This is a genomic window from Streptomyces sp. NBC_00203, assembly GCF_045206325.1.
Classification (GTDB): domain Bacteria; phylum Actinomycetota; class Actinomycetes; order Streptomycetales; family Streptomycetaceae; genus Streptomyces; species Streptomyces lutosisoli.
This window is the reverse complement of the sequence record NZ_CP108126.1, coordinates 1,612,476-1,638,035: the sequence shown is the minus strand read 5'-3', so window position 1 is coordinate 1,638,035 and position 25,560 is coordinate 1,612,476. Positions and strand designations below refer to the sequence as shown.

Annotated in this window: 20 protein-coding genes and 1 pseudogene; 8 read left to right on the top strand and 13 right to left on the bottom strand. The window is 65.3% G+C overall.

Features of this window, described 5'->3' with window-relative positions; all coding sequences use genetic code 11:
* Window positions 1–41: 41 nt before the first annotated feature.
* The 5 genes from OG975_RS07630 to OG975_RS07610 all read right to left on the bottom strand — a co-directional run bounded on the left by OG975_RS07630 (window position 42) and on the right by OG975_RS07610 (window position 4,416).
* Window positions 42–572, bottom strand: coding sequence for a hypothetical protein (locus OG975_RS07630; protein ID WP_406328321.1), 531 nt, complete (start codon window positions 570–572; stop codon window positions 42–44).
* A 323-nt stretch (window positions 573–895) separates the two neighbouring features.
* Complete coding sequence (locus OG975_RS07625) at window positions 896–2,275, bottom strand: replication initiator (protein ID WP_406336192.1); 1,380 nt, start codon at window positions 2,273–2,275, stop codon at window positions 896–898.
* A gap of 298 nt (window positions 2,276–2,573) precedes the next feature.
* Window positions 2,574–2,771 carry a hypothetical protein gene (locus OG975_RS07620; protein ID WP_217574491.1) on the bottom strand — a complete coding sequence of 66 codons (198 nt, stop codon included), beginning with the start codon at window positions 2,769–2,771 and terminating at the stop codon, window positions 2,574–2,576.
* Window positions 2,768–4,069, bottom strand: coding sequence for an FtsK/SpoIIIE domain-containing protein (locus OG975_RS07615; protein WP_406328320.1), 1,302 nt, complete (start codon window positions 4,067–4,069; stop codon window positions 2,768–2,770). The genes OG975_RS07620 and OG975_RS07615 overlap by 4 nt, the downstream gene beginning before the upstream one ends.
* A complete protein-coding gene (locus OG975_RS07610) occupies window positions 4,069–4,416 on the bottom strand; it encodes a hypothetical protein (RefSeq protein WP_406328319.1) in 348 nt (115 codons plus the stop codon). The genes OG975_RS07615 and OG975_RS07610 overlap by 1 nt, the downstream gene beginning before the upstream one ends.
* A 163-nt stretch (window positions 4,417–4,579) precedes the next feature.
* Between OG975_RS07610 and OG975_RS07605 the strand changes: the two genes are divergently transcribed.
* Both OG975_RS07605 and OG975_RS07600 read left to right on the top strand, forming a co-directional pair.
* Window positions 4,580–5,359 (top strand): GntR family transcriptional regulator, encoded by a 780-nt coding sequence (locus tag OG975_RS07605; protein ID WP_406328318.1) that lies wholly within the window; start codon window positions 4,580–4,582, stop codon window positions 5,357–5,359.
* A 405-nt stretch (window positions 5,360–5,764) separates the two neighbouring features.
* Entirely contained in the window at window positions 5,765–7,285 is a 1,521-nt protein-coding gene (locus tag OG975_RS07600) for an IS4 family transposase (protein ID WP_406328317.1), read from the top strand.
* 143 nt (window positions 7,286–7,428) lie between these two features.
* Here the strand turns inward: OG975_RS07600 and OG975_RS07595 are convergent, their stop codons facing one another.
* Both OG975_RS07595 and OG975_RS07590 read right to left on the bottom strand, forming a co-directional pair.
* Complete coding sequence (locus OG975_RS07595) at window positions 7,429–7,725, bottom strand: hypothetical protein (protein ID WP_406328315.1); 297 nt, start codon at window positions 7,723–7,725, stop codon at window positions 7,429–7,431.
* 325 nt (window positions 7,726–8,050) lie between these two features.
* Window positions 8,051–8,590: an ATP-binding protein gene (locus OG975_RS07590; RefSeq protein WP_406328314.1), complete on the bottom strand. Its 540-nt coding sequence runs from the start codon at window positions 8,588–8,590 to the stop codon at window positions 8,051–8,053.
* A gap of 208 nt (window positions 8,591–8,798) precedes the next feature.
* Between OG975_RS07590 and OG975_RS07585 the strand changes: the two genes are divergently transcribed.
* Window positions 8,799–10,172: a sporulation protein gene (locus tag OG975_RS07585; protein ID WP_406328313.1), complete on the top strand. Its 1,374-nt coding sequence runs from the start codon at window positions 8,799–8,801 to the stop codon at window positions 10,170–10,172.
* Window positions 10,173–10,175: 3 nt separating this feature from the next.
* On the opposite strand, the gene OG975_RS07580 is transcribed toward OG975_RS07585, so the two are convergent.
* Complete coding sequence (locus OG975_RS07580) at window positions 10,176–11,090, bottom strand: phosphotransferase enzyme family protein (protein ID WP_406328311.1); 915 nt, start codon at window positions 11,088–11,090, stop codon at window positions 10,176–10,178.
* A gap of 226 nt (window positions 11,091–11,316) precedes the next feature.
* Between OG975_RS07580 and OG975_RS07575 the strand changes: the two genes are divergently transcribed.
* From OG975_RS07575 to OG975_RS07560, 4 genes and pseudogenes are all read left to right on the top strand, one after another.
* Entirely contained in the window at window positions 11,317–11,652 is a 336-nt protein-coding gene (locus OG975_RS07575) for a trypco2 family protein (protein WP_406328310.1), read from the top strand.
* Window positions 11,653–11,727: 75 nt separating this feature from the next.
* Window positions 11,728–12,198, top strand: a pseudogene (locus OG975_RS07570) (trypsin-like peptidase domain-containing protein); the annotation flags it as partial.
* Window positions 12,199–12,234: 36 nt separating this feature from the next.
* The gene (locus tag OG975_RS07565; protein ID WP_406336191.1) at window positions 12,235–14,820 is read left to right on the top strand and encodes an NACHT domain-containing protein; all 2,586 of its coding nucleotides are present in this window, start codon (window positions 12,235–12,237) and stop codon (window positions 14,818–14,820) included.
* Window positions 14,821–15,532: 712 nt separating this feature from the next.
* Complete coding sequence (locus OG975_RS07560) at window positions 15,533–16,030, top strand: hypothetical protein (protein WP_406328309.1); 498 nt, start codon at window positions 15,533–15,535, stop codon at window positions 16,028–16,030.
* Window positions 16,031–16,406: 376 nt separating this feature from the next.
* Here the strand turns inward: OG975_RS07560 and OG975_RS07555 are convergent, their stop codons facing one another.
* Entirely contained in the window at window positions 16,407–16,862 is a 456-nt protein-coding gene (locus OG975_RS07555; RefSeq protein ID WP_406328308.1) for a TRADD-N-associated membrane domain-containing protein, read from the bottom strand.
* A 1,570-nt stretch (window positions 16,863–18,432) separates the two neighbouring features.
* On the opposite strand from OG975_RS07555, the gene fxsT reads away from it, so the two are divergent.
* Window positions 18,433–20,811, top strand: a complete 2,379-nt coding sequence (fxsT, locus tag OG975_RS07550; RefSeq protein ID WP_406336190.1) for an FxSxx-COOH system tetratricopeptide repeat protein — start codon at window positions 18,433–18,435, stop codon at window positions 20,809–20,811.
* Between the two features lie 140 nt (window positions 20,812–20,951).
* Here fxsT and OG975_RS07545 read toward each other — a convergent pair whose 3' ends face one another.
* The 4 genes from OG975_RS07545 to OG975_RS07530 form a co-directional block, all read right to left on the bottom strand.
* Window positions 20,952–22,073 carry an MFS transporter gene (locus OG975_RS07545; protein WP_406328307.1) on the bottom strand — a complete coding sequence of 374 codons (1,122 nt, stop codon included), beginning with the start codon at window positions 22,071–22,073 and terminating at the stop codon, window positions 20,952–20,954.
* Between the two features lie 251 nt (window positions 22,074–22,324).
* Window positions 22,325–23,362, bottom strand: a complete 1,038-nt coding sequence (locus OG975_RS07540; protein ID WP_406328306.1) for a hypothetical protein — start codon at window positions 23,360–23,362, stop codon at window positions 22,325–22,327.
* Between the two features lie 76 nt (window positions 23,363–23,438).
* Window positions 23,439–24,476, bottom strand: coding sequence for a hypothetical protein (locus tag OG975_RS07535; protein WP_406328305.1), 1,038 nt, complete (start codon window positions 24,474–24,476; stop codon window positions 23,439–23,441).
* A gap of 65 nt (window positions 24,477–24,541) precedes the next feature.
* Complete coding sequence (locus tag OG975_RS07530) at window positions 24,542–25,531, bottom strand: hypothetical protein (RefSeq protein WP_406328304.1); 990 nt, start codon at window positions 25,529–25,531, stop codon at window positions 24,542–24,544.
* Window positions 25,532–25,560 lie beyond the last annotated feature (29 nt).

Here is a 25,560-nt window from a genome sequence, read left to right as displayed (position 1 = left end):
CTCCTCACCATGCTTTCACGCTAGGTCGCATGGACCGTGGCCTAATGCTCCAGGGTCAATGCGCCCTTAACCTGCTCTGCAGTGTGTCGCCCTTTCTTGATGTCGCCAACCGTTTGCGCCAAGGCGAACAAGTCAGACAGTATGCCCAACCCGAGATCCAGTGAGTCGGGAACAACGCCGGCCCAAGATCCCGCTGATACGAGCAGATTGGCTGAAGCCTCGATGGTCTCGCGCCCCGGAGCTGGGGCATCGGGATAAGGGCGCCCAAAGGCAACGATCCAAGATTGCGAGCGTCCACGCAGTCGACATCCGCCACCCCCGAGAAACCAGGGCCATTCGAAGATTATTCCTGCCCGCAGCTCATCAATGGGCATCTGATCATCGGCAGCAAAACTGACACGCTCCGACGCCACAGCAAAAAGTCCGAAGGTGTATGCCTTGCCCTTGGACATAACAAACATCTTGTCCGGTCCAAGCCACGCTGGAACAACGAGTACATCGCTTTGGTCGGTCACTGCCGCCCCCGTGAGGAAGAGATAGACGCCGTATGGTCGGCATTGTCCGAGCACCACGTCTCCAGAGTCGAGCCTCGACACCGGAGTTGCTCACCCTCTACGCACGCGGAGCCCCTCCGGCCAGTGAAAGGGGCGCAGCATGGCGTACGCCATGCTCGACGAGCAAGGGCAGGGCGACCCCCTCTTCACGGACGTGGCCCACATCGTCATCAACACCAGGAGGGGCGGGAGCCCGTCACCTCGTACGGCGATGGCGGCGGGCGCCATCATGTGTGGAGACCTCGATGCCCAGAGCAGCGTTCATGCGTCTCCATTGGGCTTCAGACCAGCCGGGCGATTTGCGCGCATGCGCCCGAGCCCAAGCCATGTCCTGATCTTCTTCAGCCTGACGCTGTCCCGGCATCCAACCCCCTCCCCTGAACGGCCCGCTCCTCTCGGGCGATCTCTCGGTTGGTTGCGAGGTCTTCGGCGACGCCAGCAGCCAGCAGGGCAGCGCCGGGGGTGTGGCCGGAGCCGACGTAGCGCCAGTGCCGTTCGGTGACCGCGTCGGGCATGTCGGCATGGCCCATGTGGTGAGCCCGTTCGGCGCGGAGTGCTGCGTACGTTGTCGAGTAGGCGCGGGATTTGGTGAGGATGTGGCCGCGGTAGCCGAGCGTGTGAGCCCAGGCCCGGAGGCGGAGCGGCTCGTACCCGGGGATGCCGCCGAGACGCCAACAGGTGCGCATGAGAGTGCGGACATGTTCGCTCACGGGTGCCGATTCGATATCGCCCCAGTTGGTGAGCGGGTGGTCGGTGCCGGCGCCTGTCTCGCTCGCTCCCTTCGTGACGTACTTGGCCACATACGCGGCGACCGCGTCATCGTCGGATCCATCGCCATCGATGCGCAGTGGCCGGACGTCGATCTGGGCACCCCAGCGCAGGGCCAGCTCACCCACGGCCAGGCCGTAGGACGTGCGGACGAGGACCCGCCGGGCAGAGGCGCGCACGGCGTCGATGAGCAGCTCCGCGGTGCCCCAGGCCGGGGGTTCATCATCGGGCCCGTTCGGGCCGTCGAGGCGGACGACGGAGTGCACGTGGACCGCCGCGCGCTTCTGGTACTCGGCGACGCGGGCGAAGGACAGCCGGGCGTGCTGGGCGAATCGGGACTGTACGAGGCCGACCGAGGAGGCCAGCCGCCGCCGGACGTCGATGACGAACCGGTCCCACAGCTTGGACGCATGTGCGTGCCACAGCACGTGGCCCGTGTAGTCGTAGCAGTCGGCGCACAGCGGTTGGCCAACAAGGGGATCAGTCACATCGTGGACGGCCCCGCAGCCGAGAGGCCGCCCGTGATCGCACTCGGCCCTGTCGCGACGGGGGCGGCAGCGCTCCCCGGCACCGTGCACGGGCCCGAAGGACGGGGCGGTCAGGGTGACGAAGAGCCGGGGCCGGTGGCGGACGTTGGCGGGGACGTTCTTGCCGCCCAGGAGGCCCGCGCGGACGAGGTGGAAGGTGTCTCCGGCGTGGAGTCGGGAGCAGGCCGGGCAGACGGTCGCGCGTCTGTTGCGGCAGCGGACGAGGAGCCGTTCGCCGGGTTCGTCGCGGGTGTCGTAGTGCTGAATGATCTCGCCGGTTGCGCCGTCCAGGGTGGTGGTCGAACCGGAGAGGTGGATGGGGTGGGAGCAGCCGCCGGTTGCGGTGATCTGCTCCAGCCAGCGGGTGAACTGGGGATCTTGGGCGATGCGGATGGCGTCGCGGTCTGTTTCGGGGAGCTGACGCAGGCGCGCCGCGCGGTCGAGGGCGGCGCGCCTGTCAGCCGGGGTGAACTCCGGGGTGATGGTGGTGACCTTCCGGGGTGGGCCGCCGAGGCGGCACGGGTGATGGTTGGTGGCGCGCAGTCGTCCATGGGGATCACTCCTTGCGTGGTCGGGTGTTGTGGGTGGTCAGCGGATGGTTCCGGTGCCACGGCAGACGCGGCAGCGGCGAAGCCGTCCGGTCCAGGTCCTGCGGGCTCCGTCGCCCTTGCAGTGGGGGCACCTCACGCGAGGCATGGGCATGGCGTTGGTCCTTCCTGCCGGTCTAGAAGTGGGAGAAGCCGCTCAGGACCCAGGTCAGAAGGCCGTTGATGGTGAGGCTGACGGGGGTCTGGCCGAGGTACATGCCGAAGAGGGCGATGCAGACCGCTTCCCAGGCGCGGACGTCCCGGGAGCGCACGAGGAGGAAGGTGATGATCCCGAAGACCACCACGAGGGACACGGCGGTACCTGTGCTGATCACTTGTCATCTCCTTCGAGCGCCGCGAGGGCGCGGTCTATGGCGGGCAGTTCGGGGGTCATGGCCGCGCACTTCTGTGCCGTTGCCGAGGCCTCTTCGGTCGAGGTGAGGTGGGAGCGGGCCCGGCTCCAGCCGCCCTCAGGCCCGGTGCAGACGGCGACCCCCTTCTCGTCCGGGGTGATCGACTGAGCGACGACGACGGCGTCCTTGTTGAGGTCCCCGAGGGTCATCTCTGCCGTGCCGGGGTCGTTGACCCGGTGGCAGATCCGGCCGCCGAGCTGGGCCCGCAGGGCGGTAACACCGGGGCCGAGGTCGGAGCCGACGCGTTGGCCGGCGACGACCAGGTGCATGCCGAGCGCGGCACCGAGCTGGGCCAGCCGGAGCAGAAGGGTGGAGCACTGTTCGGCTTCCGCCTTGCTCTCGCGCCTGCCATCGGAGAGGTACAGCTCCGCGATCTCGTCGACGATCACCACGACCGGCACCGGCCGCAACTTCTCCGGCAGTTCCCAGATGGAGCGGACTCCTGCCGTACGGCAGGCACGCATGCGGTCCTGCATGTCGTCGACCAGCGCGGCCAGCACGGCGACCGCCTCACGCCGACAGGTGGTCAGTGCGCTCAGCCGGGCGGCGAAGAGGCCGAGTTCCATTCCGCCCTTGCAGTCGATGCCGACCAGGGCGACGGGCTGCGGGGCGAGTTGGGTGATCAGCCGGGCTAGCAACGTCGACTTGCCCGAGCGTGTGGCCCCGGCGATGAGCCAGTGCGGCACGAGCCGCAGGTCCATGACCCAGGCGCCGCCGCTCTCCAGTACGCCGATGAGCGCGGACAGCAGCGCGGCCGGCGCGGAGGCTAAGCCGGGCCGCGCCAGCGGATCACTGGCGGTTGCGGTCAGCAGCACGAGGCCGCGTTCCGGCGAGGTGACCCGTACGGCGTGCACCTTCCAGGCATGCACCAAGGCGTCCGCCGCTTTCATGTAGGTCGCGGGGGTCTGGCCCGCATGGAGGCGCACGGTCGTCGTCAGACCCATGCGGTTGGCCCGCGGGAAGGAGAGCCGGGGTGCGACCGGCCGCAGCGGATCACCCTTCACGACCAGATCTCCGAGCAGCCCGCGCGGCGGACGGCTGGATACGGCGAGGTCGTTGAGCGTGGCAACCTTGCGCCAGGTGAACACCACCCGGCACGCGGTGGCCGGGTATCCGGCGAGGTACCAGTGACAGGCCGGACGGTGCCGCCGCAACAGGTCACCGAGGACGAGCACCCACGCCAGCGCGGCGAGCCCGAAGGCGAGCACGACCGAACCCATCACGCACCACCGCCCTTGGCATGCGCGGGAGCACCGTGCACCGGGGTGATGGCGTCGGCGCGGAAGCTGATTCCGTGCCGGTCGCCCATGGCCCAGGAGAACGCGGTCAGTCCGGTGACCTTGAGGATCTGTCCTTCCTCGATGCCCTTCGGCTCACCGGCTACGGCGATCTCGATGACGGAGATACGCCGTCCGTCTTGCCGCACGGTGACGGCGACGGTGTAGATCGTGTTGCCGTCGCGGTCCTTCTTAACCTCCTGCGTTTCGAAGTTGCTGATCTTTGCTTCGGGCGCGATGGCGCACCGCAGTACGCCCAGTCGCGCCGTGTCCACGGGTATGGACTGCATTGCTTGGCCTCCCTGGCCAGTCGGGACGCCTGACATATTCAGACGTCACTTGTCCTTACGAGTGATGACTATGTGGCTCTGTACGGCGAGGGGTCAACTACTTATGATGACGAGTGATGTCGCGCGTGCGACGTGCCTATGACTCCGACCCGAAGGTGCCGAGATGACGGAGATCCAACGCCCCGGAGCCCTCTACCAGCAGGTCGCCGCCGCGATCCGGGAAGCGATCCTGAAGGGCGAGTTCGCCCCCGGCGCCCCGCTCCCCTCCGAGGCCCAGCTCATCGAGCGCTACAAGGTCTCGCGCCCCACCGTCCGCAACGCCGTCGCCGCCCTGCGAGCCGAGGGACTGATCGAGGTCCGGCACGGCAAGGGCAGCTTCGTACGCTCCGACGGCCAGCCCACCGTCACCCTCGAACGCCGCGTCAGCCGCACGTCGGAGGGGCGTTTCGTGATGCCCAACGGCGCCGTCTGGGACGAGGCCGAAGAGCCCACCCCGTACCGCTCGCACACCACGAAGGTCACCGGCCAACTCCTCGAACTCGGCGAGGAGGAAGCCCTCTTCGGCTGTGACCGGCTGCTCATCGACCCCGCCAACGGCACACGGGCGATGCACCGCACGTTGATCCCGTTCGAGGTGACCGAGGGCATCCCGATGCTTGCCGAAGCCCCCGACCGGCGCCCAGCCTCGGTCTACTGGCTTCTCACCCAGGCTGGACACAAGCTGTGGTGGTCGGAGACGGTCCGCGCCCACATGCCACTGCCCGACGAGCGCACCGCCCTCCAACTCCCGGACGCGACACCGATCCTGCACCTGTCCCGCGTCACCCATGGAACCGACGACCGCCCGCTGATTCTCGAAGAGCTTCGCGTCGGGGCGGACCGTGCCGAACTCGCCTACCGGATCACCGCCGACAAGCAGCCCGCGCGACGGACACGCGCCTGAGAGCGAACGGCGATCGGTCGAAACAGCCTTCACTTCCTCAAGGGCGCGCCTGCGGCGCGCCGGGCAGCCCGGCCGCCCCGGCCGGGCGTGCGGCGTGACCGCCGGTCCCGGCCGGTCGGCCCACTGCCCGCACCGCAGCATGCCTGAAGTCGACGGGCATCGACCGGACGACCCGGGCCGGGGCCCGCGGGGCTGGGGGTCGACGGCCTCCGAGACTTTAGACAGCTCCCATGGGGCGAGCCTCGAAGAACAGGGGGCCCATCGGGCGCATCAGCGGGCAGGTCCAGTACCTAACGTCGCGTCTTCAAGGTGTGGTTGGGGCGTGTTGTGCGTTGAGGGGGTTGACGGCCATCGAGGCCCCTGGCAGGTCGGATAGCGGTGAGAGATCTGACCTGTGGAGCCTCGATGTCTGGTCATCGTGTCACCGCAGCGGGAGCGAATTCCAGGGCCGGGCAGCGGGTTGCGGCGGCGCGGGTGGCGGCCGGGATGCGGCTGGAGGCCCTGGATGAGTTCGTCACCCCGCAGGCGGTGGAGGAAGTCATCCGATCCTGCGGACGCCGGGACAAACGATGGTGCGCATGTCTGCCGGCTGGTGCGGTGGTCTACTTCGTGCTGGCCATGTGCCTGCACTTCAGCGAGAGTTACGCGGAGATCCTGCGCAAACTGACCGACGGCCTGCGCGGGGCGGTCCATGCGGGAGCCCTGCGGGTGGCGGGCACCTCTGCCATCTCCAAGGCCCGCGCCCGGCTGGGACCTGAACCGCTGAGAGCCCTGTTCGAGCAGGTCCGCGGACCGCTGACCACACCGCAGTCGCCCGGTGCCTTCGCCTTCGGCCGGCGCCTGCTGATGCTCTCGCTGGACGGCACCGTCATCGATGTCGCACCCACACCGGCCAATATCAAGGCGTTCGGCCCGCCCCCGGGCGGCAGTCATAAACCCGGACGCCACCCACAGGTCAAACTCGTCCTGCTGATCGCCTGCGGCACCCGTGGCATCCTCGATGCCCGCTTCGGACCGCGCCGGGACAACGAAGTCACCCTGGCCAAGCACCTGACCACCGCCTCGACACTGTCGGACGGACAACTGGTGCTGATGGACCGGGCCTTCCACGGCCACGACATCCTCGCCCGGATCACCGCCTGCGGCACCGACTTCATCGTCCGGGCCCACGCCCACCACTGGCTGCCCCACCTGCGCGAACTCGCGGACGGAAGCTTCCTGTCCTGCGTCCCGGACCGGGCCTCCAGCCAACGCCAGGCCGCCTCCCGCTTCTGCAACCGGCGCATGCCCCCAGGCCACCCGCACGGCGTCCCGGTACGGGTCGTGGACGCCGACATCACCGCCACCCCCGAACACGGCCTGCCCCGCACCCGCCCCCTGCGCGTCATCACCAGCCTGCTGGACCCCGGCGAAGCCCCGGCCGAGCAGGTCGCCGCCACCTACGCGGAACGCTGGAACAGCGAGACCAGCCTCTTCGAGGCCAAGATCCTCCAACGCGACCACCGGCCCCTGCTGCGCTCCAAGAGCCCCGACGGCGTCACCCAGGAGATCTACGGACTGCTCATCACCCACCAATACCTGCAGTCCCAGCGCGCCCGCGCCGCCCAGACCAGCCGGGATCCCGTGACCGGCCACATGCTGGACCCCGACCGCATCTCCTTCACCGCAGTTCTCCGCGTGATCCGCCGCCACCTGCACTACCAACCCGCCGCAGGACAGCCCTCGCTGATCACCATCGTCCAGGCGGAGGCCCTGGCCCAGCTCATCCCCCGCAGAGCCCACCGCACCAGACCACGCGCCAGACAGGCACCCAATCACCGCATGCGAGCACCCGGACCCGTGCCGACCGGCAACGTCACCTACACGATCACCATCTGCTGCCGAGACCAGACCCCGCGCGTCACACCTCAACCACCAGCCAAATAGCGACGCGACGTTAGGTCCAGTACCTGCCCGATTCGCCGGGCCAGCGTAGGGCCCCCTGTTCACTCGCCCCATGGCAGCTACCGTCCAAAGTCTCTGCGGCCGGCGACGTGCCCACGCGCGGCGCTCACCAGGGAGAACGCACCTCATGCCGCATCGCCGTCGCCATCCGCGACCGCCTCCAGGAGCCCGGCAAGCCGGTCCGCCGCGTCCGGCCAGCCCGCCACGCGTACGACGCCGCGTCCACTCTCATCCGTCGAGGCGACGGCACGCACCTGCGACAGCTCGAACCCGGCGCCGAGCAGCGCCCGGTTCAGCCGGTCCGCAGCCTCCCGCGCACCGCGCCAGCCCGCCATGTAGTCGACACCAGGCACCCACAGACCGCAGTCCGCGCCCGCGACATCGAGACCATCGTTCAGCCAGTCCTCACCCGCGCCAGTCACCTTGCCCACCTCTGCCCCGATCTAGGTAACGGATCATCAACTCTCTTTGGCTCAGGGCAGATGCGCAGCGCAACGGCCCCGGTACCATCAGGCACCGGGGACCGTCGCGTCCCCTCCCGGACCACCCCAGTTGCTGCCAGGCGCGGGGGTGGTCCGGTCTCGGTATGAGGTTGTGAAGCGCGGCCCCTCATTTCGGGAGGGGAGCCCCCGGGTCATCCGAGGAGCCGCGCCCCTTGCGGCCGGAATGGTCAGACTCCGACCGGCATCCGGGCCGCCGTCCACTCCCGATCGCGTGGGAGTAACGAGGAGACGACGGCCCGGAGATCTACGTCGTGCCGTCGAGATCGAAGCGGCACCACACGGTCTTGCCGCCCGACTCCTTCGGCGACCACCACACCGCGTCGGCCAGCCGCTGAATGATCAGCAGCCCACGCCCCCGGTCCGGCACCAGCGCCTCGGAGAAGTCGCCCGCCAGCTCCGGCGATAGGAACTCACGCGCCGGAAGATCAGGCGGAGTCGAGTCCTCGTCAGCGACGCCGATGAAAAGCCATCCGGGCCACGCCTTCACAAGCACGTCAATCCGCCGTGCGGCACCAGGCCGCGTCAGGCAGTCGTCCGGCACTACGTGGTGCACGACGTTGCCGACCAGCTCCGAGACGACGAGCCGGGCATCGTCGACCATGTGGCCAAGTCCCCAGTCCTGGAGGCAGCCGCCCACCATGTTGCGCGCGGCGCACACGGTGCTTGTCGACTCGTCGAAGAGCGTCAGCGCTCGGAAGTGGCCAGTCGAGGGATCTTGCGCCGCTTCGCGCGCCGAGACCGCCCCAAGGGTGTTCGCTCTGTGTTTGCTCTGTTGAGCATTCATGGCGTCCGTTCCCGACTGTAGACGGGCTCCATAGCCCGTCGCTCCGTGCCGAACAGTGAACGGCGCGAGCCGATCAACCGGGAGCGTTCACTAGGGGGTTCACGTGAACACCGGCAACTGCAAAGGGGGTTCACCGATGAACCCTCCCAATGTCAGTGCGCTGTGACACGATGAACACTCGCTGTCATTCTCGGGTTGGCAGGGGAGCATGAGCCGAGAGCCGAACGCGCAGTTAATTGCCGTCATGGACGAAGCGAAGGTCTCGAACAAGGGCCTCGCGAAACGCATGCAGGATGCCGCCGCGCGCAGGGGCATGAGTCTCGGAACAACGCACGTCGCCGTGCAGCGTTGGCGAGACGGCGCAGGCATCCAGCCCCAGACAGCGGCGATCATGGCGGAGGTGCTCGGCGCCAAGCTGAACCGCCGTATCACTCCCAGCGATCTCGGCTTCTTCCGACAGCTCCAGCAGACCACACCGCAGCCGGTCGGCTACCCGGGCACCGTGCCCGATGTGCTGTCGATGCTCGACGGACTCGCCGAGGAGCGAGCCGAAACCCCATCAGGCGGGCAACTGGTCGTCGCGGACACCGATCTCAGCTCCGCCGTCCTGTCATGGATGGTGGCCCGGCCCGACGGTGTCCAGGCCGACAGGCCCACTTCCCAACGCGTCGGCATGCGGGACGTCAAGGCCATCCGAGCAGCCGCGGACATGTTCATGCAGCTCGACTTCAAGTTCGGCGGAGGACACGGCCACAAGGCCCTACGGCACTACTTCCGACACGAGGTCCTACCGTTGCTCAGCGCCAGCTACAGCGAGCGGGTCGGCACAGCGTTATTCGGCGCCGCCGCCGAGATCTCCCAGTTGCTGGCGTGGACTGCGTACGACTGCGGAAACCACCAGCTCGCTCACCGCTATCTGACGTCCACGCTGCGCCTGTCTCAGGTCATCGGCGATCGTATGTTCGGCGCGCGCATCCTCGGCAACCTCAGCCACCAGGCCAACTATCTCGGCAACCACGCCCAAGCCATCCAACTCGCTCGCGCCGCTGTCGAGGGCGCGAAGGGCCGAGCAACCCCGCGCGCCATGGCGAATTACTCAGCCATGGAAGCCCGCGCCCTTGCCAACGCAGGCGACTCCATCGGCGCAGGCCACGCGATGAACGATGCTGAACGCCACTTCGAGCGCGCCGAAACAGGCGCCGATCCCGAATGGCTCAGCTACTTCGACTCAGCGGAACTCATGGGCGAGTTGTGCCACTGCTTCCGCGACCTCAGGATGCGCCGCGAGTCCGTCGAGCACGCGCAGCGCGCCGTCAACGACACGGACCCGAAGTACGCCCGAACCCTTGGGTTCTGCCGCATGGTGCTCGCCCAAAGCCAGCTACTGAACGGAGAGTTGGAAGCCGCCGTCACCACCGCAAGCCTCGCAGTCGACGGCGGTGACTCCCTCCAGTCCGCCCGCTTCCAGCGCTACGTCACCGACTTCCAGAGCGAGGTCAGCACCCACTCAGCGAACCCCACTGTGGCCGCCTTCAACGACCAGGTACACGACGCACTCGCCCGCCTGGAGGACGACGACTAACGGCTACCAGGGACGCCAATTCCGAGGCCCATTGTCGTCCCGCAGCCCAGCGATACGCCGGCGGTACTCAGCCGCCGTCTGCTCGTCTTCCTGCACGTTCTGCATAAGCCACGTCGTCATACCGAACTCTTGCAGCCCACGCAGCGTCTCGTACCCATGCCAGTCGTACAGATCCCGCCCATACGCGGCCACAAAGTCGGCGTACTGCTCGTCGGTCTGCCACCCAAGACTGTGGTGCTCCACAGCGGTGACCATGAGGTCCCATTCTGGGTGATCGAAGCAGAAGGCTTCGAAGTCGATCAGGATCACTTGCCCCTGATCGTCGACCATGAGGTTCTGCACGTGAGCGTCACCGTGCACCGGACCCTTCGGAGTCTCGAACCGCAACTCGGCATACTTGTCGCGCAGCTCCCGCCACCGCTTCCGCAGGAAGACCTTGTCATCCTCCGGGATCACGGCACGGTTGAGCCGCAGCTCTTGCTTGTCGAAGGGGTCGAACGACGGGAGCTCAAGACCATCTGGGAGCGACAGCGAGTGCAGATCCCGCAGGACGCCCCCCAACTCCCCGTACGTAGCCTTCCGGTCGCCCTCAACGACCAGATGCCAGAAGGTCACGGGATGACCGTCAATCAAAAACGGTTGCTCCAAGTCCTCAACGACACGAGCGGCCGGGAACCCCTCACCCGTCAGCCACCGCGAGACGGCCACTTCGGTTCGCGCCGGTGGCAGCCACTCTTCCCCGCGCGCTACACGCACGATCACCGGCACCGAGGCCAGCCGGAACAACGCGTTCTCTCCAAGGCGGATCAACTCCGCGCCTCTGTCGTCGAGCCCCGCAGCCCGGCACGCGGCAACCATCACCCGCGTTGCCCCCACTGACGTGAACCCCTCTTCCGATCGAGCAGCGTCAACCGCCATGCCCGTACCAGCTCCCCTAGTCGCGCGCAATCAACTAGCGCACGTCTACGGGGGACCAACCCGACGCACGCCAGACACGACTTCAGACGGTACCCAGTCCAAGGCCGACTGAGCAGCCTCGCACGGGGTGCCGCAACTGGCTGCGCCTCCAATTTGCCCATCTCTCGGCGGAGTTGACGCTCTGTGCCCTAGCATGTGCACTTCACCTAATTGTTGGGAGACTGGCATGCCCAGTGAGTCGGAACCGATCGATCTTGTCGAGGCTATTAAGGCAGTGCGACTGCAACTCAAGCAGGCCTCACTAAGCGCCCGAGATGATGAGATTCAGATGGATGTGGACACTCTCGAGCTTGAGTTCACAGTCGAAGTGAGACGTGATTTGAAGGCTAAAGGCGGCGTGAAGGCATGGGTTATAAGCACTGATGTTGAGGCGGGCATTGCCACCAGCGGAACACACAGAGTCAAGATATCCCTTAAGCCCCGAACGCGAATAACCGGCGAGAGCGTTAAGGTGGGCGATGAACAATCCGCTGACGGAAGTGAAGGGTTCCCGTTTTCCTAGACTCTAAATTTGTTGATTTTTGAGGGGAGTCCGATCGTGTCCTTGGGCCGGAACAGAGTTGTTGCTATTCGTTCTATGCAATCAGGTAGCGGTTTTCTCATATCGCCGCGACTCATCCTCACGGCGGCCCACGTCGTAGGAGCAGCAGGACTGTTGGGCTCCGGTGGAGCACCTATTCAGGCTTACGCAAATAGTCGCGTAGGAGCGGTTGATTGCTCCGTAGTGTGGTCTCCACCACTGGGGGACACCGATTTGGACGTAGTTCTACTCTCCGCTCAGAAGGATTTAGTCCCCCCAGATATATACGAGACATTTGATCCGATCGTATGGGGTGAACTTAGAAGTCTCGAACCTCGGTCGGGCTGCTTTGCGACGGGTTTTCCCAGAGTGGGAAAGGACCCTGGATCGCCTCCTAGGCCGGAGCAGTTTTGGGGGACGCTAGCTCCAGGAACGGATTCCGGGGACGGAAAATTGGTCCTGAGCAGCGAGGGCAATCCACCCCTTGCATCTCCAGGAGAAAGTTCACCTTGGGCTGGCCTTTCCGGTGCGGCAGTATTTTTTCGGAGGTTTCTTATTGGAGTGGTGATTGAAGACGATAGACCCAAGCGTTGGCAACATTCGCGCGTCGGCGTCCTGGCAATAGCCAAGTTGTTTGAAGACGACTCATTTATCGAGACGCTCAGGGACCACCTCGGGCGTGCGGTGTCGCTCACCGGGATCACTGAGCAGGAAATCATCGACGCGGAATTCGAAGGAAAGTACGCGGAAGCGATGAGGGTCGAGCACGGGAAGATTAGAATCTTCGGGCTCGATCTCTCACGTTCTCACGGCCGAGGCTTGGATCTTGAAACAGCATATCTCAGCCTGGAGGCACTTTCCTCCCCCAACGAATACCAAAGAGAAGTAGAGGCTATATCGAAATCAGCGAGAGTAGAGACGATACTCGAAGGGAAGCGCCGTATACTCCTTCGCGGGCACGCCGGATCTGGCAAATCGACACTCATGCAGTGGATTGCGATCAAGTCGATCTCGGGCTCTCTTTCGGAGGAATTATCCGCTCTCAATAATCGAGTTCCTTTTATGCTTCGATTGAGGGCGATGTATCGACTCGACAACCTTCGCCCTAGCCCCGACCAATTCCTTGAAATTGGGAATATTCCTGTAGCAAATGAACAACCAACGGGCTGGGCCGATCGGGTACTTCGTGAAGGACGTGCACTGCTTCTAGTCGATGGCATGGATGAAATACCAGACGAGAAGCGCGATGAAGCTAAAGAGTGGCTTGGTTGGATATTGGATCACTACCCCGGAGCTTGGGTTCTTGTAACTGTCCGGCCGTCAGCCGTTCCCCGCTCCTGGCTACGCGATTATGGGTTCGACGAGCTGGCGTTGTTGCCTATGAGCCGGCGAGACCGCTCAGTTTTCATCAAGAAATGGCACGAGGCAGCGGTAGTGGAGTCTTCTTCTCACTTCGGTGCAGCTTCCCCGGAGCGCGAACGCGCAAATCGTGAATTGCGAGAGCTGCACGAGAATTTGCTCAGGACTCTGGAAGTGACACCTCAACTAGCAGCCCTAACGGATAGTCCATTGTTGTGCGCGATGATCTGTGCGCTGCACAGGGACCGAAACGGTGCTCTTCCGAGCGGTCGAATGGAGATCTACAGAGCTGCGCTAGGGATGCTACTTGCCCGTCGAGATCAGCAACGGAAGGTTGAGCTAGAGCTGGAAGAGGATGAGCATCGTGCCCTTCTCCAAGAGATTGCAGCCTGGCTTGTCGGCGAAGGGTTGGTGCAAGGCGGTAAGGCTGACGCAGTCAACCAGATTCAGAGAATGCTTCCAAGTCTCTATCGGATCAACAGGAAGTTCAGTGCAGAGCAACTTTACGATCACATTGTCGAGCGAAGCGGGCTGTTGACAGAGACTACCACTGAGACCTTCGAGTTCATCCATCGCACCTTTCAGGACTACCTTGCAGCTCAGGAGTTTAAGGAAGCGCGCAACTTCAGGATGCTAGCAAGTCGGGCGCACGAGGAGCAGTGGGAAGATGTCATTCGTATGGCCGTGGGACACTGCGATCACAGAGATCGTGCAATGCTGCTGAGAGAGATTGTCGGCGCAGGTGATAGTGCCCCGGACGAAAGTACACGACGTTCCGTTCACCTGGTGGCGGGTAGTTGCCTTCCTTACTCGACGAGACTGGACACGAATATCCGCAATCTGGTATTGGATCGGGTTTGCCAGCACCTGCCCAAAGATGACGTACAAACGGATGTGAATAAACTAGCCTCGGTTGGCGATGACCTCATTTCAATACTACCCAGCGCAGATGCCAAGCCTTGGGTTATCGCTGTTCTTGGAGAAATTCGCAGCGAGCACGCCTTTGAGGCCCTTAAGGTGATATCAGAATCCGCTAACGTGAGCATTCTGAATCAGATTGCGAGCGTCTGGAATTCGTTCGACACCGAAAAATTCGCAAAACAGCTTCTTGCTAAAGTCGACTGCTCTAAAGTCTCCTTTTGGGTCTATACGAATGAGCAGCTAAAGGAGCTACGCGGGCTGGTTCCTGTGGGCAGCCTGACCGTCGACGGTATACGGGATTGGAGCGAAGCTGCTGATCTACTTCGGAATCTGAAGACGAAGGACATCGCTATATTCAATGGAACTAACCTCCGCAATCTAGACTTTCTGCGGGATATGGAGGAGATTGTACTTCTAGAGATCTTTGGATGTTGGGGCCTTGAGGATCTTTCATCTATTCGCAGCCTTCAGCTTCGCGCTCTCGATCTTGTCGATGTGATCCACAGCAGAACGACTGCTAGTCAACTAGCCGATATCCTGTCTTCTCAAGATGAGATACGAGAGATTGGGCTTGGCGCGCCGGAATTGGAGCTTTTGGACCCTGCATGCCGGTTCCCGCAAATCTCTGACCTAAAATTGTGGTATCCGGAGCGAGGAGTTGCAACACTCAGGCATGTCGCCCACCTGTTTCCTGGAATGCGACACCTCACCCTATTTCTAGCTCACAGCGAGCGTGGCAGAGTGATCGATTTGTCGTCTTTTGCAGATAGGCGTAATTTCACGGTAGATATTCGCTGCGACGAGAAGCCTACAATTCGCGGCAAGCACCTCTTCGCCCCGGAAAATCTTGAGATTCGTGTACGCAAGTAGAACCACCGTATGTCAACGACAGGGATACCCGCCCTCCGTGAACGCGGCGGCCTGACGTCGGCTGGTACGACGTACCACACGTCCGCGGGCTGGTTCCCATCTGCTTGAGCCGAGTCACCGCCTCGCGGTCCATAGTCAGTGAACAGTACGCACCCACAAGCCGCAATTGCCATCGCGCGGGCGTGCTGGGTCTGGGCTGGGCACGCAGGGAGTTACTCACCCGAGGCGTAGCTGGCTAGTAGCGCGCTCAAGCGCATGAGAGGTTCGTCGAGAGAGCCTTCAGTCATCCGCCCTAGCCACGCTGGTGCTGCCCAATGCGCGGTGACCGTTGGGGTCTTTGCTGCTTGAGAGGTAGCGCTGGTGGCTTGGATGACTAGAGGTCTCGACCTTCTTTGGAGCGGTTTGCTCGTGGTCCGAGGTGGTGAGGCACCTTTTCGCGGGGCAATTTGGAGGTGACATTCGTCGAGGTGTTGCGCGCAGCCATCAGGACATGCCGAGGGCTGTTGGAAACGGTCTGTGAGCGAGAGGGGCGGGTGTCCGCAAGCAGAGCTGCCCGGCGGTGCTGTGTCAGAGAGGTGACCTGCGGGCCGGCGATGGAGCTCAGCCGCCGGACCACATGCGGCAGCCGATCTAGAGGAGGCTGCTGGCCAGTGGTAAGACTGGGTGACTTTGGTTGTAGAACCATGTCTTGTTTGGTGCTGAGGAGGCGGGCATGTTCGATGAGGCCAGCGAGAACGAGCTCCTGCTCGCCGCGATGATGCAGCTCGGTGCGAAGGGCGGCTCGATAGGAGCTGCCGCTGGAGGGGCCGCTACCGGAACGCACGGTTTGGGCAGAGCAGGGGCGCGGGGCGGTGCTCGTGGAGCCGCGCGAGGTTTCAAATGGACAAAGAAGGACGTCAGTACCACTCTTGTCGAGTTGTCCGGAACGGTGACGGCAGTCTCCCAGCTGGTCCACACGACTCTGGCCGACATAGGGAATCTGATAGGCGCGGAGGCCCGAGACAACGGGGGCTTCGCCGTACGAGCGATGGTCGGTGTAGGGATTGGGGGCCTGAACCCCGCTGTTGTGACCGCTGTTGTGGCCGCAGGTCCCGAAGGCGTAGCGGTGGTGGAGCTCCGGGCCGCAGGTCGTGAAGGGCTCATCAAACAGCACCCTGCCGAAAAGGCTCTGGCCAAGATCACCACTCAGCTCAAAGCTGCCTCGCAGTAACGACGGCCGCACGGACCCAGCCCAGCGGGCGCCCCAACGTGTGCCCGGCTCTCTACGTCGCGTAACGCAGCTGGGTCGGCCCACCGATGGTCGTTTGCCACCCGGGGGCGGTGACACCCCAGACCTTCATACGTGTTGGAAGGTTGCGTTCGTCAAGGTATTGCGCTGTCGATCAGCGGACACCCGCGCGGGATGAGCTCTGCGTGCGTTAGCTACAGTCAGGCCGCAACCGGGGAATTCTCGCCGGCTGTAGATGGAGCACTCCCGTACCGTCCGACTGGTCATCACGGCACGGGTGCCCTTCGACTCCCTGCGCTCGGCAGTGCCCCACGGCGGGAGAGAGCCGAGTCTGTGTCACGGCCCGCGATTGTTGCCGTCAGGGGGTACCGTCGCCCGGCTCGATCTCGCCAGCCGAGCGCCCTTGCTGTTCGGGTAGTAGGCGGTTGACCATGATCTCTGGGCTCGGCTGCATGTCCAACGCCTTCATCGCCGCAGCTGCGTTGAGGCGATCACGGGCCGTCTGATTGTCGATCCGATCAATCAGAGTGGTGGCCGTTTCGAGCTTGTGATCAAGATCGATTTTCTCGTCAATACGATCGGCTTGCTCTGTGACGTGTGCCCTTGCACGCCGTGCATGGATCGCAAGTGCCCCACCGCCGACCGTGATTAAAGCACCTGTCAGGCTCGTGACCAGCGGCAGGTAACTCAGGTCCGGATTCCCTGCATGCACCAAGGCAAGGATTCCTCCGGCCAGGATCACAGCCGCGCCACCCGACATGAACCACACACTGAGGCGGAAGGTCCACTCGGCCTGCTTCAGTGCGTGGTTCAAGAAGTCGAAGTAGAAGCCTTGCCGTTGCTCAGCCAGGCTCCCCTGTGGGGGTGACCACGCAGGGGTGGGTGCGGGTTGTTGCGGGTATCCATACTGGCCGATGTAGACATTGCCACCTGATCCAACAGCGATAGACCCACCAGCAACAGAGCCGATGCTAGGGCCTGGTGCCTCGGCACCTATCACTGAGCCAGCCCCTTGAGCCTCTGCGTCTCGACCACCATCAGGGTGCTCGTCCTGACTGTGCTCAGGAGCGTCGTCGTTCTGATCAGCAGTCACATCCGCCCCCGTACATGCCCATTGGCGATACACGAATTCATTCAGGGTAGCGCCAGAAAAGGTTGTCAGGCAGCGATGGCGAACCGGAGCGAGGTCCGATTCAGGCGGTGCGCCCTGGTGGAGGTGTAGCCAGGGCCACCGTGTACCGCTCAGGCCACCGAGCCACAGATGCGCGACAGTGATGTCGGGGCCAACCCGATGCCCGGCGGACCCGACCCGACCGTGCCGACTGACACCCAGAGAAGACGGAGATCGGAGCGAAGGGAGAGAGGCTACTTTCGCCAAGGTGTTGTGCGGTCAACCAGCGGACGCTGGCGCGTGGCGGAATACGATTTCCGGGGCGCGAGCGGATGGTTGCCGGAGCGACGGGGATCTCTCCGAGACCGATCAACTCTGCGCCTGTCGACGAGCCCGCGACCTGGCACGCGGCGACCATCGCCCGCACCACCCGCCCATGTGACTCCTTCTGAACCTCCAGCGACACCCACCGCTATGCCTGAACCAAACTCCCCTAGCCGCGTGCGACGACCCGGCGCACGTCTATGGGCACCCGCCGCCGAGTCGGCTGATCCCAACGTTGACCACACATGATGGCAGTACCTTGTCACAGGTTGGGTAGGTTTCTTTAACGTATCCGCTTATGGGAAGGCCCGCAGTGCATGATGTGTCTACGACGCCTTCACGCGGCGTGTCAATGCATCAACGGGCCCTCGCGACGGGCCCGTTGGACGCGCGGTTGATGGGCTGCCAGTTCGGTAGTGGTGTTCGGGGAGGGCGTTGTGCCGGTACCGGGAGTTGAGCTGTTGGCGGGAGCCGCCATCTCTTACGTTTTGCGCAAGCTGCGCAGGGTCGGTGGGCGTGCCGACGTGGTAGTGGACCAAGTCATCGACCAAGGCGCGGACGCGGTCGATGACTTGGTCGCCCGGAAATTGGGCCGGGACCAGGCACTGGAACGACTGCGCGAGCAGGCCGCGGACGGCTCCGAGATCGAGCGAACCGTTCGCAGGGCCGCTGACGCAGTCGCTGACGCGCTCGATGACGACCCCGAGTTCGCTCGGCAACTCAAAGCACTAGTGGGCCAGCTTCAGAGTTACGAGGCATCGCAGGCTATGGCACAGTCCACAAGTGGTGGCGTTCATGCTGGGCACGATGTGCACCAGCATGCCGAGACCGGTGGAGTCATCACCGCTGATGTTCATGGCCCCATCACTGTCACACCCCCGAATGCGACCCCAGCAGAGGCCCAACACGGGGATGGCAGTGTGGGCCCTACACAGCCGGCCTCGGAGACCTGAACCGGGCCGGCATTTTCGCTCACCGGTCTGCGTCGCACGGGGGAATCACCACCGAGAACGTCGGACAACTTGTCGTCTATACCTCACCTCAGCCAGACGACAGGAGGCAGAAGACAGTTCGAGGTCTGCCACCACGCAATCCCGCCTTCACTGGACGCGGGCTCTTGCTGAGGGCCCTGCACGTCAAACTCCATCGAGCAGTTCGACCCGACAACGGCAGCAGCTCTACCGACCTCCAAGTCTCCTTGGTTTCCTTAGTGGGTATCGGCGGTATCGGCAAAACTCAGGTCGTCCTGGAATACGCCCACCGTCACGCCAATAGATATGCGGTCGTCTGGTGGCTTGACGCCGACCAGCCCACCACGCTCTCGCAGGGCTTAATGGACCTCGCCTGTCACTTGGGACGACCCAATTCCACTCCAGCAGAGGCCGTACAGGCGCTGCGGGTGGAACTATCGGCCCGCTCGGACTGGCTGCTTGTCTACGACAACGTCGACGACCTGGAAACCCTTCATGGACTGTTGGCTACGACCGGCGGCGGCCACATACTGATCACCGGTCGTGATCCACGTCTTGCACGCTTCGGCGCCCAAGTTGACATCGGCGACTTCACGCGGGCTGAGTCCCGTCAACTCCTTCTTACCCGCTGCCCAAGCCTGGCCAGCGAGGAGGCCGATCAAGTCGCCGCCGCAGTCGGGGACCTGCCTTTGGCAGTGGAGCAAGCTGGCTGCTTCCTGCAGGACACAGGCTTGTCCACTGACGAATATCTCGACTTCCTAGATACGCACCCGGGCCAAGCGGGCATGGACGATCCGACCGTCGCTGAACACCCCGGTCTGGCCGCCGCCGTCGCCGCCACCCGCGCACGCCTCGCGGCAGAAGACCCCCATGTTCTGAACCTATTCAACCAACTGGCCTTCCTGGCCCCCGAGCCCATCCCTCTCGGCTCCCAACCAGTGAGCGATAGACCTGGCCGATTCGGCGTCCTGCTTGGCAACTCAGCTACCACCGCCCTCGCGGTCCGACGCCTCGTCGGCCTCGGCCTGGCACGCCATGCCAACCACACGCTCCAACTCCACCGGCTCGTCCAAGCCCTCCTCCGGACGCACCTGCCTCAAACGGAACAATCCTCCACTGTGCACAGCGCACAGAATCTACTCGCCACCTCCGCACCCGGTGATCCCGACGACCCTCATAGCTGGCCCAATTACAGCCAACTCACCCCCCACGCCCAGACGCTCACCGAACACTCGACCAAGCACATCGACACTCTCGAGACCCCACGATTCCGCGACCTCTGCTGCAATACGCTGCGCTACCTCTACACCTCAGGTCAGTACCAAGCAGCCCACGACCTCGCCGATAGAATCCGCACTCGCTGGGACCAGACTCTCGGCGCTGATCATCCCGACGCTCTTCGTTCGGCACACACACTTGCCGTGAGCCTGTACAAACTCGGCAAACACGAGCAGGCCCGCGAACTCGATCAACAAACCCTCGACGCTCGCCACCGCGTCCTCGGCCCCGACCACCCCGACACACTGCGCTCAGCCAACAATCTCGCTGTCGGCCTGAATTTCGCAGACAAGTACGAGCAGGCCCGCGAACTCAACCAGCAAACCCTCGACGCGCGCCACCGCGTCCTCGGCCCCGACCACCCCGACACACTGGGCTCGGCCAACAACCTCGCCGCCGATCTGCGTGGCCTGGACGAGTACGAGCAGGCCCGCGAACTCGACCATCAAACCCTCGACGCGCGCCGCCGCGCCCTCGGCCCCGACCACCCCGACACGCTGACTTCGGCCTACAACCTCGCCGCCGATCTGCGTGGCCTGGACGAGTACGAGCAGGCCCGCGAACTCGACCATCAAACCCTCGACGCGCGCCGCCGCATCCTGGGCCCCGACCACCCCGACACGCTGACTTCGGCCTACAACCTCGCCGCCGATCTGCGTGGCCTGGACGAGTACGAGCAGGCCCGCGAACTCGACCATCAAACCCTCGACGCGCGCCGCCGCATCCTGGGCCCCGACCACCCCGACACGCTGACCTCGGCCTACAACCTCGGCATCGATCTGTATGCCCTGGGTGAGTACGAGCAAGCCTCCGAACTCGGCCGGCAAACCCTCGACGCGCGCCGCCGCATCCTGGGCCCCGACCACCCCGACACACTGACCTCGGCCAACAACCTCGCCGTCGACCTGCGTGCCCTGGGTGAGTACGAGCAAGCCTCCGAACTCGGCCGGCAAACCCTCGACGCGCGCCGCCGCATCCTGGGCCCCGACCACCCCGACACACTGCGCTCGGCCAACAACCTCGCCGTCGACCTGCGTGCCCTGGGTGAGTACGAGCAGGCCGCCGAACTCGACCACTAGGCCCTCCATGCAGGCCACCGCATCCCTGGCCCCAACCACTCTGGCTCTCTCCGGTGAGCGCGGTGTCTACCAGCGAGTGTCAGGGATGCGACCCACCGTCTGTGGGATCGACTAGATCGGTAGTGCGTCCCGACACTCGGCTACAGGCTCTGGGACTCCGCGATGAGGCTCCAGCGTCGGTGGGAATTGAGGCAAAGCCGGAGGATAGGCAAGGACACGGAGAAGTTACATTCACCCAGGCGTTGCGCGGTCATCCACGAGACCCCGAACACCTCGATCGCCAGACCGCTGACGAACATGACGGCGCAGAGGGGGCCCACCGGCACCGGTACCGCGAGCGCGGCGGCGGGGGCGGCGAGCGGGAAGACGCAGAGGGTGCCCGCGAGCAGGAGCCGGCGGGGCTTCCAGCGGGTCATGAGCAGGGCGCCGCCGACGGTTCCGGCGCCGAACGCGCCGAGGGCTAGCCCCCACGGCCCCGGCCCGCCGAGGCTGTCCCGGGCGACCAGCGGGCCGTACACCGCGTCGGCGGCGCCGACGACCGCGACCACCACGGAGAACTGCGCGACGATCGTCCACAGCCACGGCCGCCCGATGAACTCGCGCCAGCCTTCGCGGAGATCGGCGAGCAGGCCGCCGCCGGGCTCGCGCGGCGGTATGTGGCTGACGTCGAGGAACGAACGCAGCGCCCCGGCGACCGCGAATGCCACCGCGTCCACGGCGAGCACCCAGCCCGGCCCGATCACGGCCACCAGGGCCCCGCCGAGGGCCGCGCCGCCGAGGCCCGCGCCCTGCATCGCCATCCGGAACATCGCGAAGGCGCGGCTCGCCTGTTCGCCGGCGACCGAGGACATCAGCATGCCCTCGGCCGCCGGGTTGAAGAACGCCTGTCCCGTGCCGCCGAGCGCGGACAGCAGCATCATCTGCCACAGCCGCGCGTCACCGGCGATGACCAGGACCGCGAACGCCGCCTGCGACACGCAGTTGAGGGCGTTGGCCGCGACCATCACGCGATGCCGTGGCAGCCGGTCCGCGACCGCACCCCCGATGAGCAGGAAGAGCACCAGGGGCAGCGTCCGCGCCGCCGCCGCCAGGCCGACGTCACCCCCGTCGCCGCCCGCGTCGAGTACCGCGAACGCCGCGGCGATCAGCGCGCCCTGGCTGCCCAGGTTGGTGACGACCGCGGCGGCGGTCAGCAGGGTGTAGTTCCGGCCCGCCCAGGAGGGGCGGCGCGAGCGTCGGGGGAAGTCGGCGGCAGAGGTCACCGAGCGACTATCGCCGCCGGAGCCCCGACTTGCCAAACCAGTTCTACGAGTACCGGACACAGGTCAGAGGCCCTTTGCGCGGCGAGCGGCAAGAGGCGAGCGGTGCGTGAAGGGTGGCGAGCGGCGATGCGGAAACCCCACCGCCGTAGCCGGCCCTGTACACCCGTGGCCGGCCCTGTACACCCGTACCCGCTCAGTCCGCCCTTCCCGGCTCCGTCCCGCCGTACCTGGCTCAGTCCGCCGTACGCCGCTCAGGAATCCGTCGGATCACCGTGCAGCCGTACCGTGCTGAGGATCTTCCGCACGGTCGCGTCCGACACCTCCTCCGACACACCCTTGGCGCCGTAGAAGGTCCAGGACACGATGTCGCCCGCCGAGTTCTTGAAGGCGAACGTGGTCGCCTTGCCGTCGGAGTTGCACTTGCCCTTCTTGGGGACCCCGGACGAGTACGTCGTCGCGACGCTGCCCTTGACGCCCGACGTCGTCGTGTACGGCTTGGGCTTGCCGATGGTGAGCAGCTTCTTGGAGGCGCTCTTCTGGTCGGTGTAGCCGCCGAAGACCCACCACGCCGAGTCGTTGCGCGCGGGGTCGTCGGTGTTCTTGGCGCCGCTCTGGCCCTTGGTGCCCGCGGCGGCCAGCGCCACGTCGTCCTCGTACCCGTCCTTGTCGTCGTCGGACGTGCACCACTGTTCCTTGAGGAAGGCGGGCGCGGACATGCCGATCAGCGAGGAGCCGTCGCCCTTCTCCTTGTCGTCGAAGCTGATGAAGGTACTGGGAGTCTCGACCTGCCAGTCCGCCGGAACGTCGAAGGCGGTGCCCCACTTCGGGTTCACCACGACCTTCCAGCCCGCGATCGTCGCCTTCTCCGCGTCGCCGCCGCGCGGGTTGTCGTCACCACCGCTCGCGCTCGGCGACGTGGAGGCGGACGCCTTGGGCGACTTGGACGGATCGCCGCCCGCGTTGTCGTCCTTGCCGCCGCCGCCCAGGACGAGGAAGCCCGTGACCCCGGCCGCGATCACGACGGCCGAGGCCGCGACTATCGCGGTGATCTTGGTCTTGTTGTCGCCACCGCCACCGCCACCGCCACCGACGCCGTGTGCTTGCGGCGCGCCGAGGGGCTCCGGCGGAGCTCCCCACTGCGGCTGCCCGTACTGGTTGGGCTGCTGGTATCCGGCTTGTTGATATCCGGGCTGCTGGTACGGATTCGGCTGCTGGTACCCCGGCTGCTGGTACGGGTTCTGGTCCTGCTGGTTCTGCTCGCCCCCGGGCGGCTGCTGTTCTGGCCACATGGCCGGTAACGATAGAGGGGCCCGGAACCCGGGTGCCAAGGCGGTCCCAAAAGGGCCGGGCACCCGGGGAGTTGGCTCAGGACGACGTCGGATCCCCGTGCAGCCGTACGGTGCTGAGGATCTTCAGGATGGTCGCGTCGGGGATCTCTTGGTCCACGCCGGTGGCTCCGTACAGATTCCACGCCACGTAGTCGCCCGCGGAGTTCTTGAACCCGAACGTGATGGCCTTGCCGTCGCTCGCGCACTTCCCCTTCTGGGGCGTGTTCTTGGACCTGGCCCAGGCGATGCTGCCCTCGACGCCCGATGTCGTCGTGTACGGCTTGGCCTTCTTGTCGAAGGTGATGCTCTTCTTGTCGGGCTGTGTGTAGCCGCCGTACACCCACCAGGGCACCTGGTTCACGGCGACCTCGTCGGCGTTCTTGGCGCCGCTCGCGCCCTTGGTGCCCACCGCGCCGAGGGGGGTGTCCTCCGTGGTGCCGTCCTTGTCGTCGTCGGAAGTGCACCACTTGGACTTGAAGTAGGCGGGCGCCGACATCATGATGATGGGCTTGTCGCCGGCCTTGGCGTTGTGCTTCTCGAAGCCGATCGACGTGCCCGGCGACTCGACCTCCCAGTCCGCCGGAACGTCGAACGCCGTACCCCACTTGGGATTGACGACGACCTTCCAGCCGGCGATGGTCGGCTTCTCGTCGTCGCCGCCGCGCGGGTTGTCGTCCGAGGCCGACGCGCTCGGGTCCTGCGACGGGCTGACCGACGGCTTCGAGTCCTTGCCGCCGTCGGCCTTGTCGTCCTTGCCCCCGCCGAGGACCAGGAGGCCGGTCACACCCGCGGCCACGACCACGGCCGTGGCCGCCACGATCGCGATGACCTTCGTCCGGTTCCCGCCACCGCTCGGGGGTTCGGGCGCTCCCATGGGAGAGGGAGCGCCCCACTGCCCCTGCCCGGGCTGCTGCCCGTACGCGTTGGGCTGCTGATACCCGGGCTGTCCGGGCTGCCCGGTCTGCTGATATCCGGGCTGCTGGTACGGATTCGGCTGCTGGTACCCCGGCTGCTGATAGGGGTTCTGGTCCTGCTGGTTCTGCTCGCCCCCGGGCGGCTGCTGTCCTGGCCACATGTGCGGTAACCCTAGTGCCGCCTGTGACACGTTTCGGTCACCGTGAATCTTCAGCCATGTACCGGTCAGGAGTCGGAGGGGGCCTTGAAGAGCCGTACGGTGGCGACGATTTGCCGCACCGTCGCGTCCGGTACCTCCTCGGACACCCCCTTGGCGCCGAAGAACTCCCACGACACGATGTCGCCCGAAGGGTCCTTGAAGGAGAAGACGGTGGCCTTTCCGTCGGTGGCGCACTTTTTCGTTTTCTTCACACCCGACGACGAGGCGGTGGCCAGGCTGCCCGTGATGCCGGACTTCGTCGTGTACGACTCCACGGCAGTGGACGTGACGAGTTTCTTGTCGGGCTGGGTGAAGACGCCGTAGACCCACATCGCCGCGTCGGCGCGGGCGGCCTCCTCGGGGCTCTTCGCCCCGTTGTTGCCCTTGGTTCCGGCGCCCGCGAGCATCGAGTACTCCTTGGTGCCGTCCTTGTCCTCGTCGGAGCCGCACCACTGTTCCTTGAGGAGGGCGGGGGCCGCGATACCGATGAGGGGCTTGTCCTCGGGGTCGTCGTTCTTCGAGACGTACGTGACCCAGCTGGTCGACTTGAGCCCCCACTCCGCGGGCACGTCGAAGGCGATGCCGCGCTTGGGGTTCACCACGGCCTTCCAGCCGGCCACGGTCGGCTTCCCGGCGTCGTCGGTGCCCCGCGGATCGCTCGCCGGACTCGACTGCTGGGACGGGGACTTGGTCGGCTCGGGGTCGGTCCTGTCGTCCTTGCCGCCGCCGAGCAGGACGAATCCGGTGACACCGGCGGCCACGACCACGGCCGCCGCCGCGACGATCGCGATGACCTTGGTCCTGTTGCCGTCGCCGCCCGTCGGCGGAGGTGCCGCGGGGCCCGCCGTGACCGTCGGGGCGTTCCAGGGCCCCGGCGGCTGTTGATACGGGTTGGGCTGCTGATATCCCGGCTGCTGGTACGGATTCGGCTCCCCACCGCCCCCGTACGGCTGCCCGCTCCCGGCGTTCTGCTGCGAATTCTGCGCGCCCCCTGGCGGCTGCTCTGCTGGCCACATGAGGCGTAACGATACGGCGACCATCGGCG

Excerpts from the sequence above, each read along its gene's own strand:
- OG975_RS07600 (WP_406328317.1), top strand. The coding sequence starts at position 5,765 with ATGTCTGGTCATCGTGTCACCGCAGCGGGAGCGAATTCCAGGGCCGGG.
- OG975_RS07560 (WP_406328309.1), top strand. The coding sequence starts at position 15,533 with ATGTTCGATGAGGCCAGCGAGAACGAGCTCCTGCTCGCCGCGATGATG.
- OG975_RS07610 (WP_406328319.1), bottom strand. The coding sequence starts at position 4,416 with ATGCAGTCCATACCCGTGGACACGGCGCGACTGGGCGTACTGCGGTGC.
- OG975_RS07535 (WP_406328305.1), bottom strand. The coding sequence starts at position 24,476 with ATGTGGCCAGGACAGCAGCCGCCCGGGGGCGAGCAGAACCAGCAGGAC.
- OG975_RS07575 (WP_406328310.1), top strand. The coding sequence starts at position 11,317 with ATGCCCAGTGAGTCGGAACCGATCGATCTTGTCGAGGCTATTAAGGCA.
- OG975_RS07540 (WP_406328306.1), bottom strand. The coding sequence starts at position 23,362 with ATGTGGCCAGAACAGCAGCCGCCCGGGGGCGAGCAGAACCAGCAGGAC.
- OG975_RS07585 (WP_406328313.1), top strand. The coding sequence starts at position 8,799 with ATGAGCCGAGAGCCGAACGCGCAGTTAATTGCCGTCATGGACGAAGCG.
- OG975_RS07615 (WP_406328320.1), bottom strand. The coding sequence starts at position 4,069 with ATGGGTTCGGTCGTGCTCGCCTTCGGGCTCGCCGCGCTGGCGTGGGTG.
- OG975_RS07530 (WP_406328304.1), bottom strand. The coding sequence starts at position 25,531 with ATGTGGCCAGCAGAGCAGCCGCCAGGGGGCGCGCAGAATTCGCAGCAG.
- OG975_RS07580 (WP_406328311.1), bottom strand. The coding sequence starts at position 11,090 with ATGGCGGTTGACGCTGCTCGATCGGAAGAGGGGTTCACGTCAGTGGGG.
- OG975_RS07590 (WP_406328314.1), bottom strand. The coding sequence starts at position 8,590 with ATGAATGCTCAACAGAGCAAACACAGAGCGAACACCCTTGGGGCGGTC.
- OG975_RS07605 (WP_406328318.1), top strand. The coding sequence starts at position 4,580 with ATGACGGAGATCCAACGCCCCGGAGCCCTCTACCAGCAGGTCGCCGCC.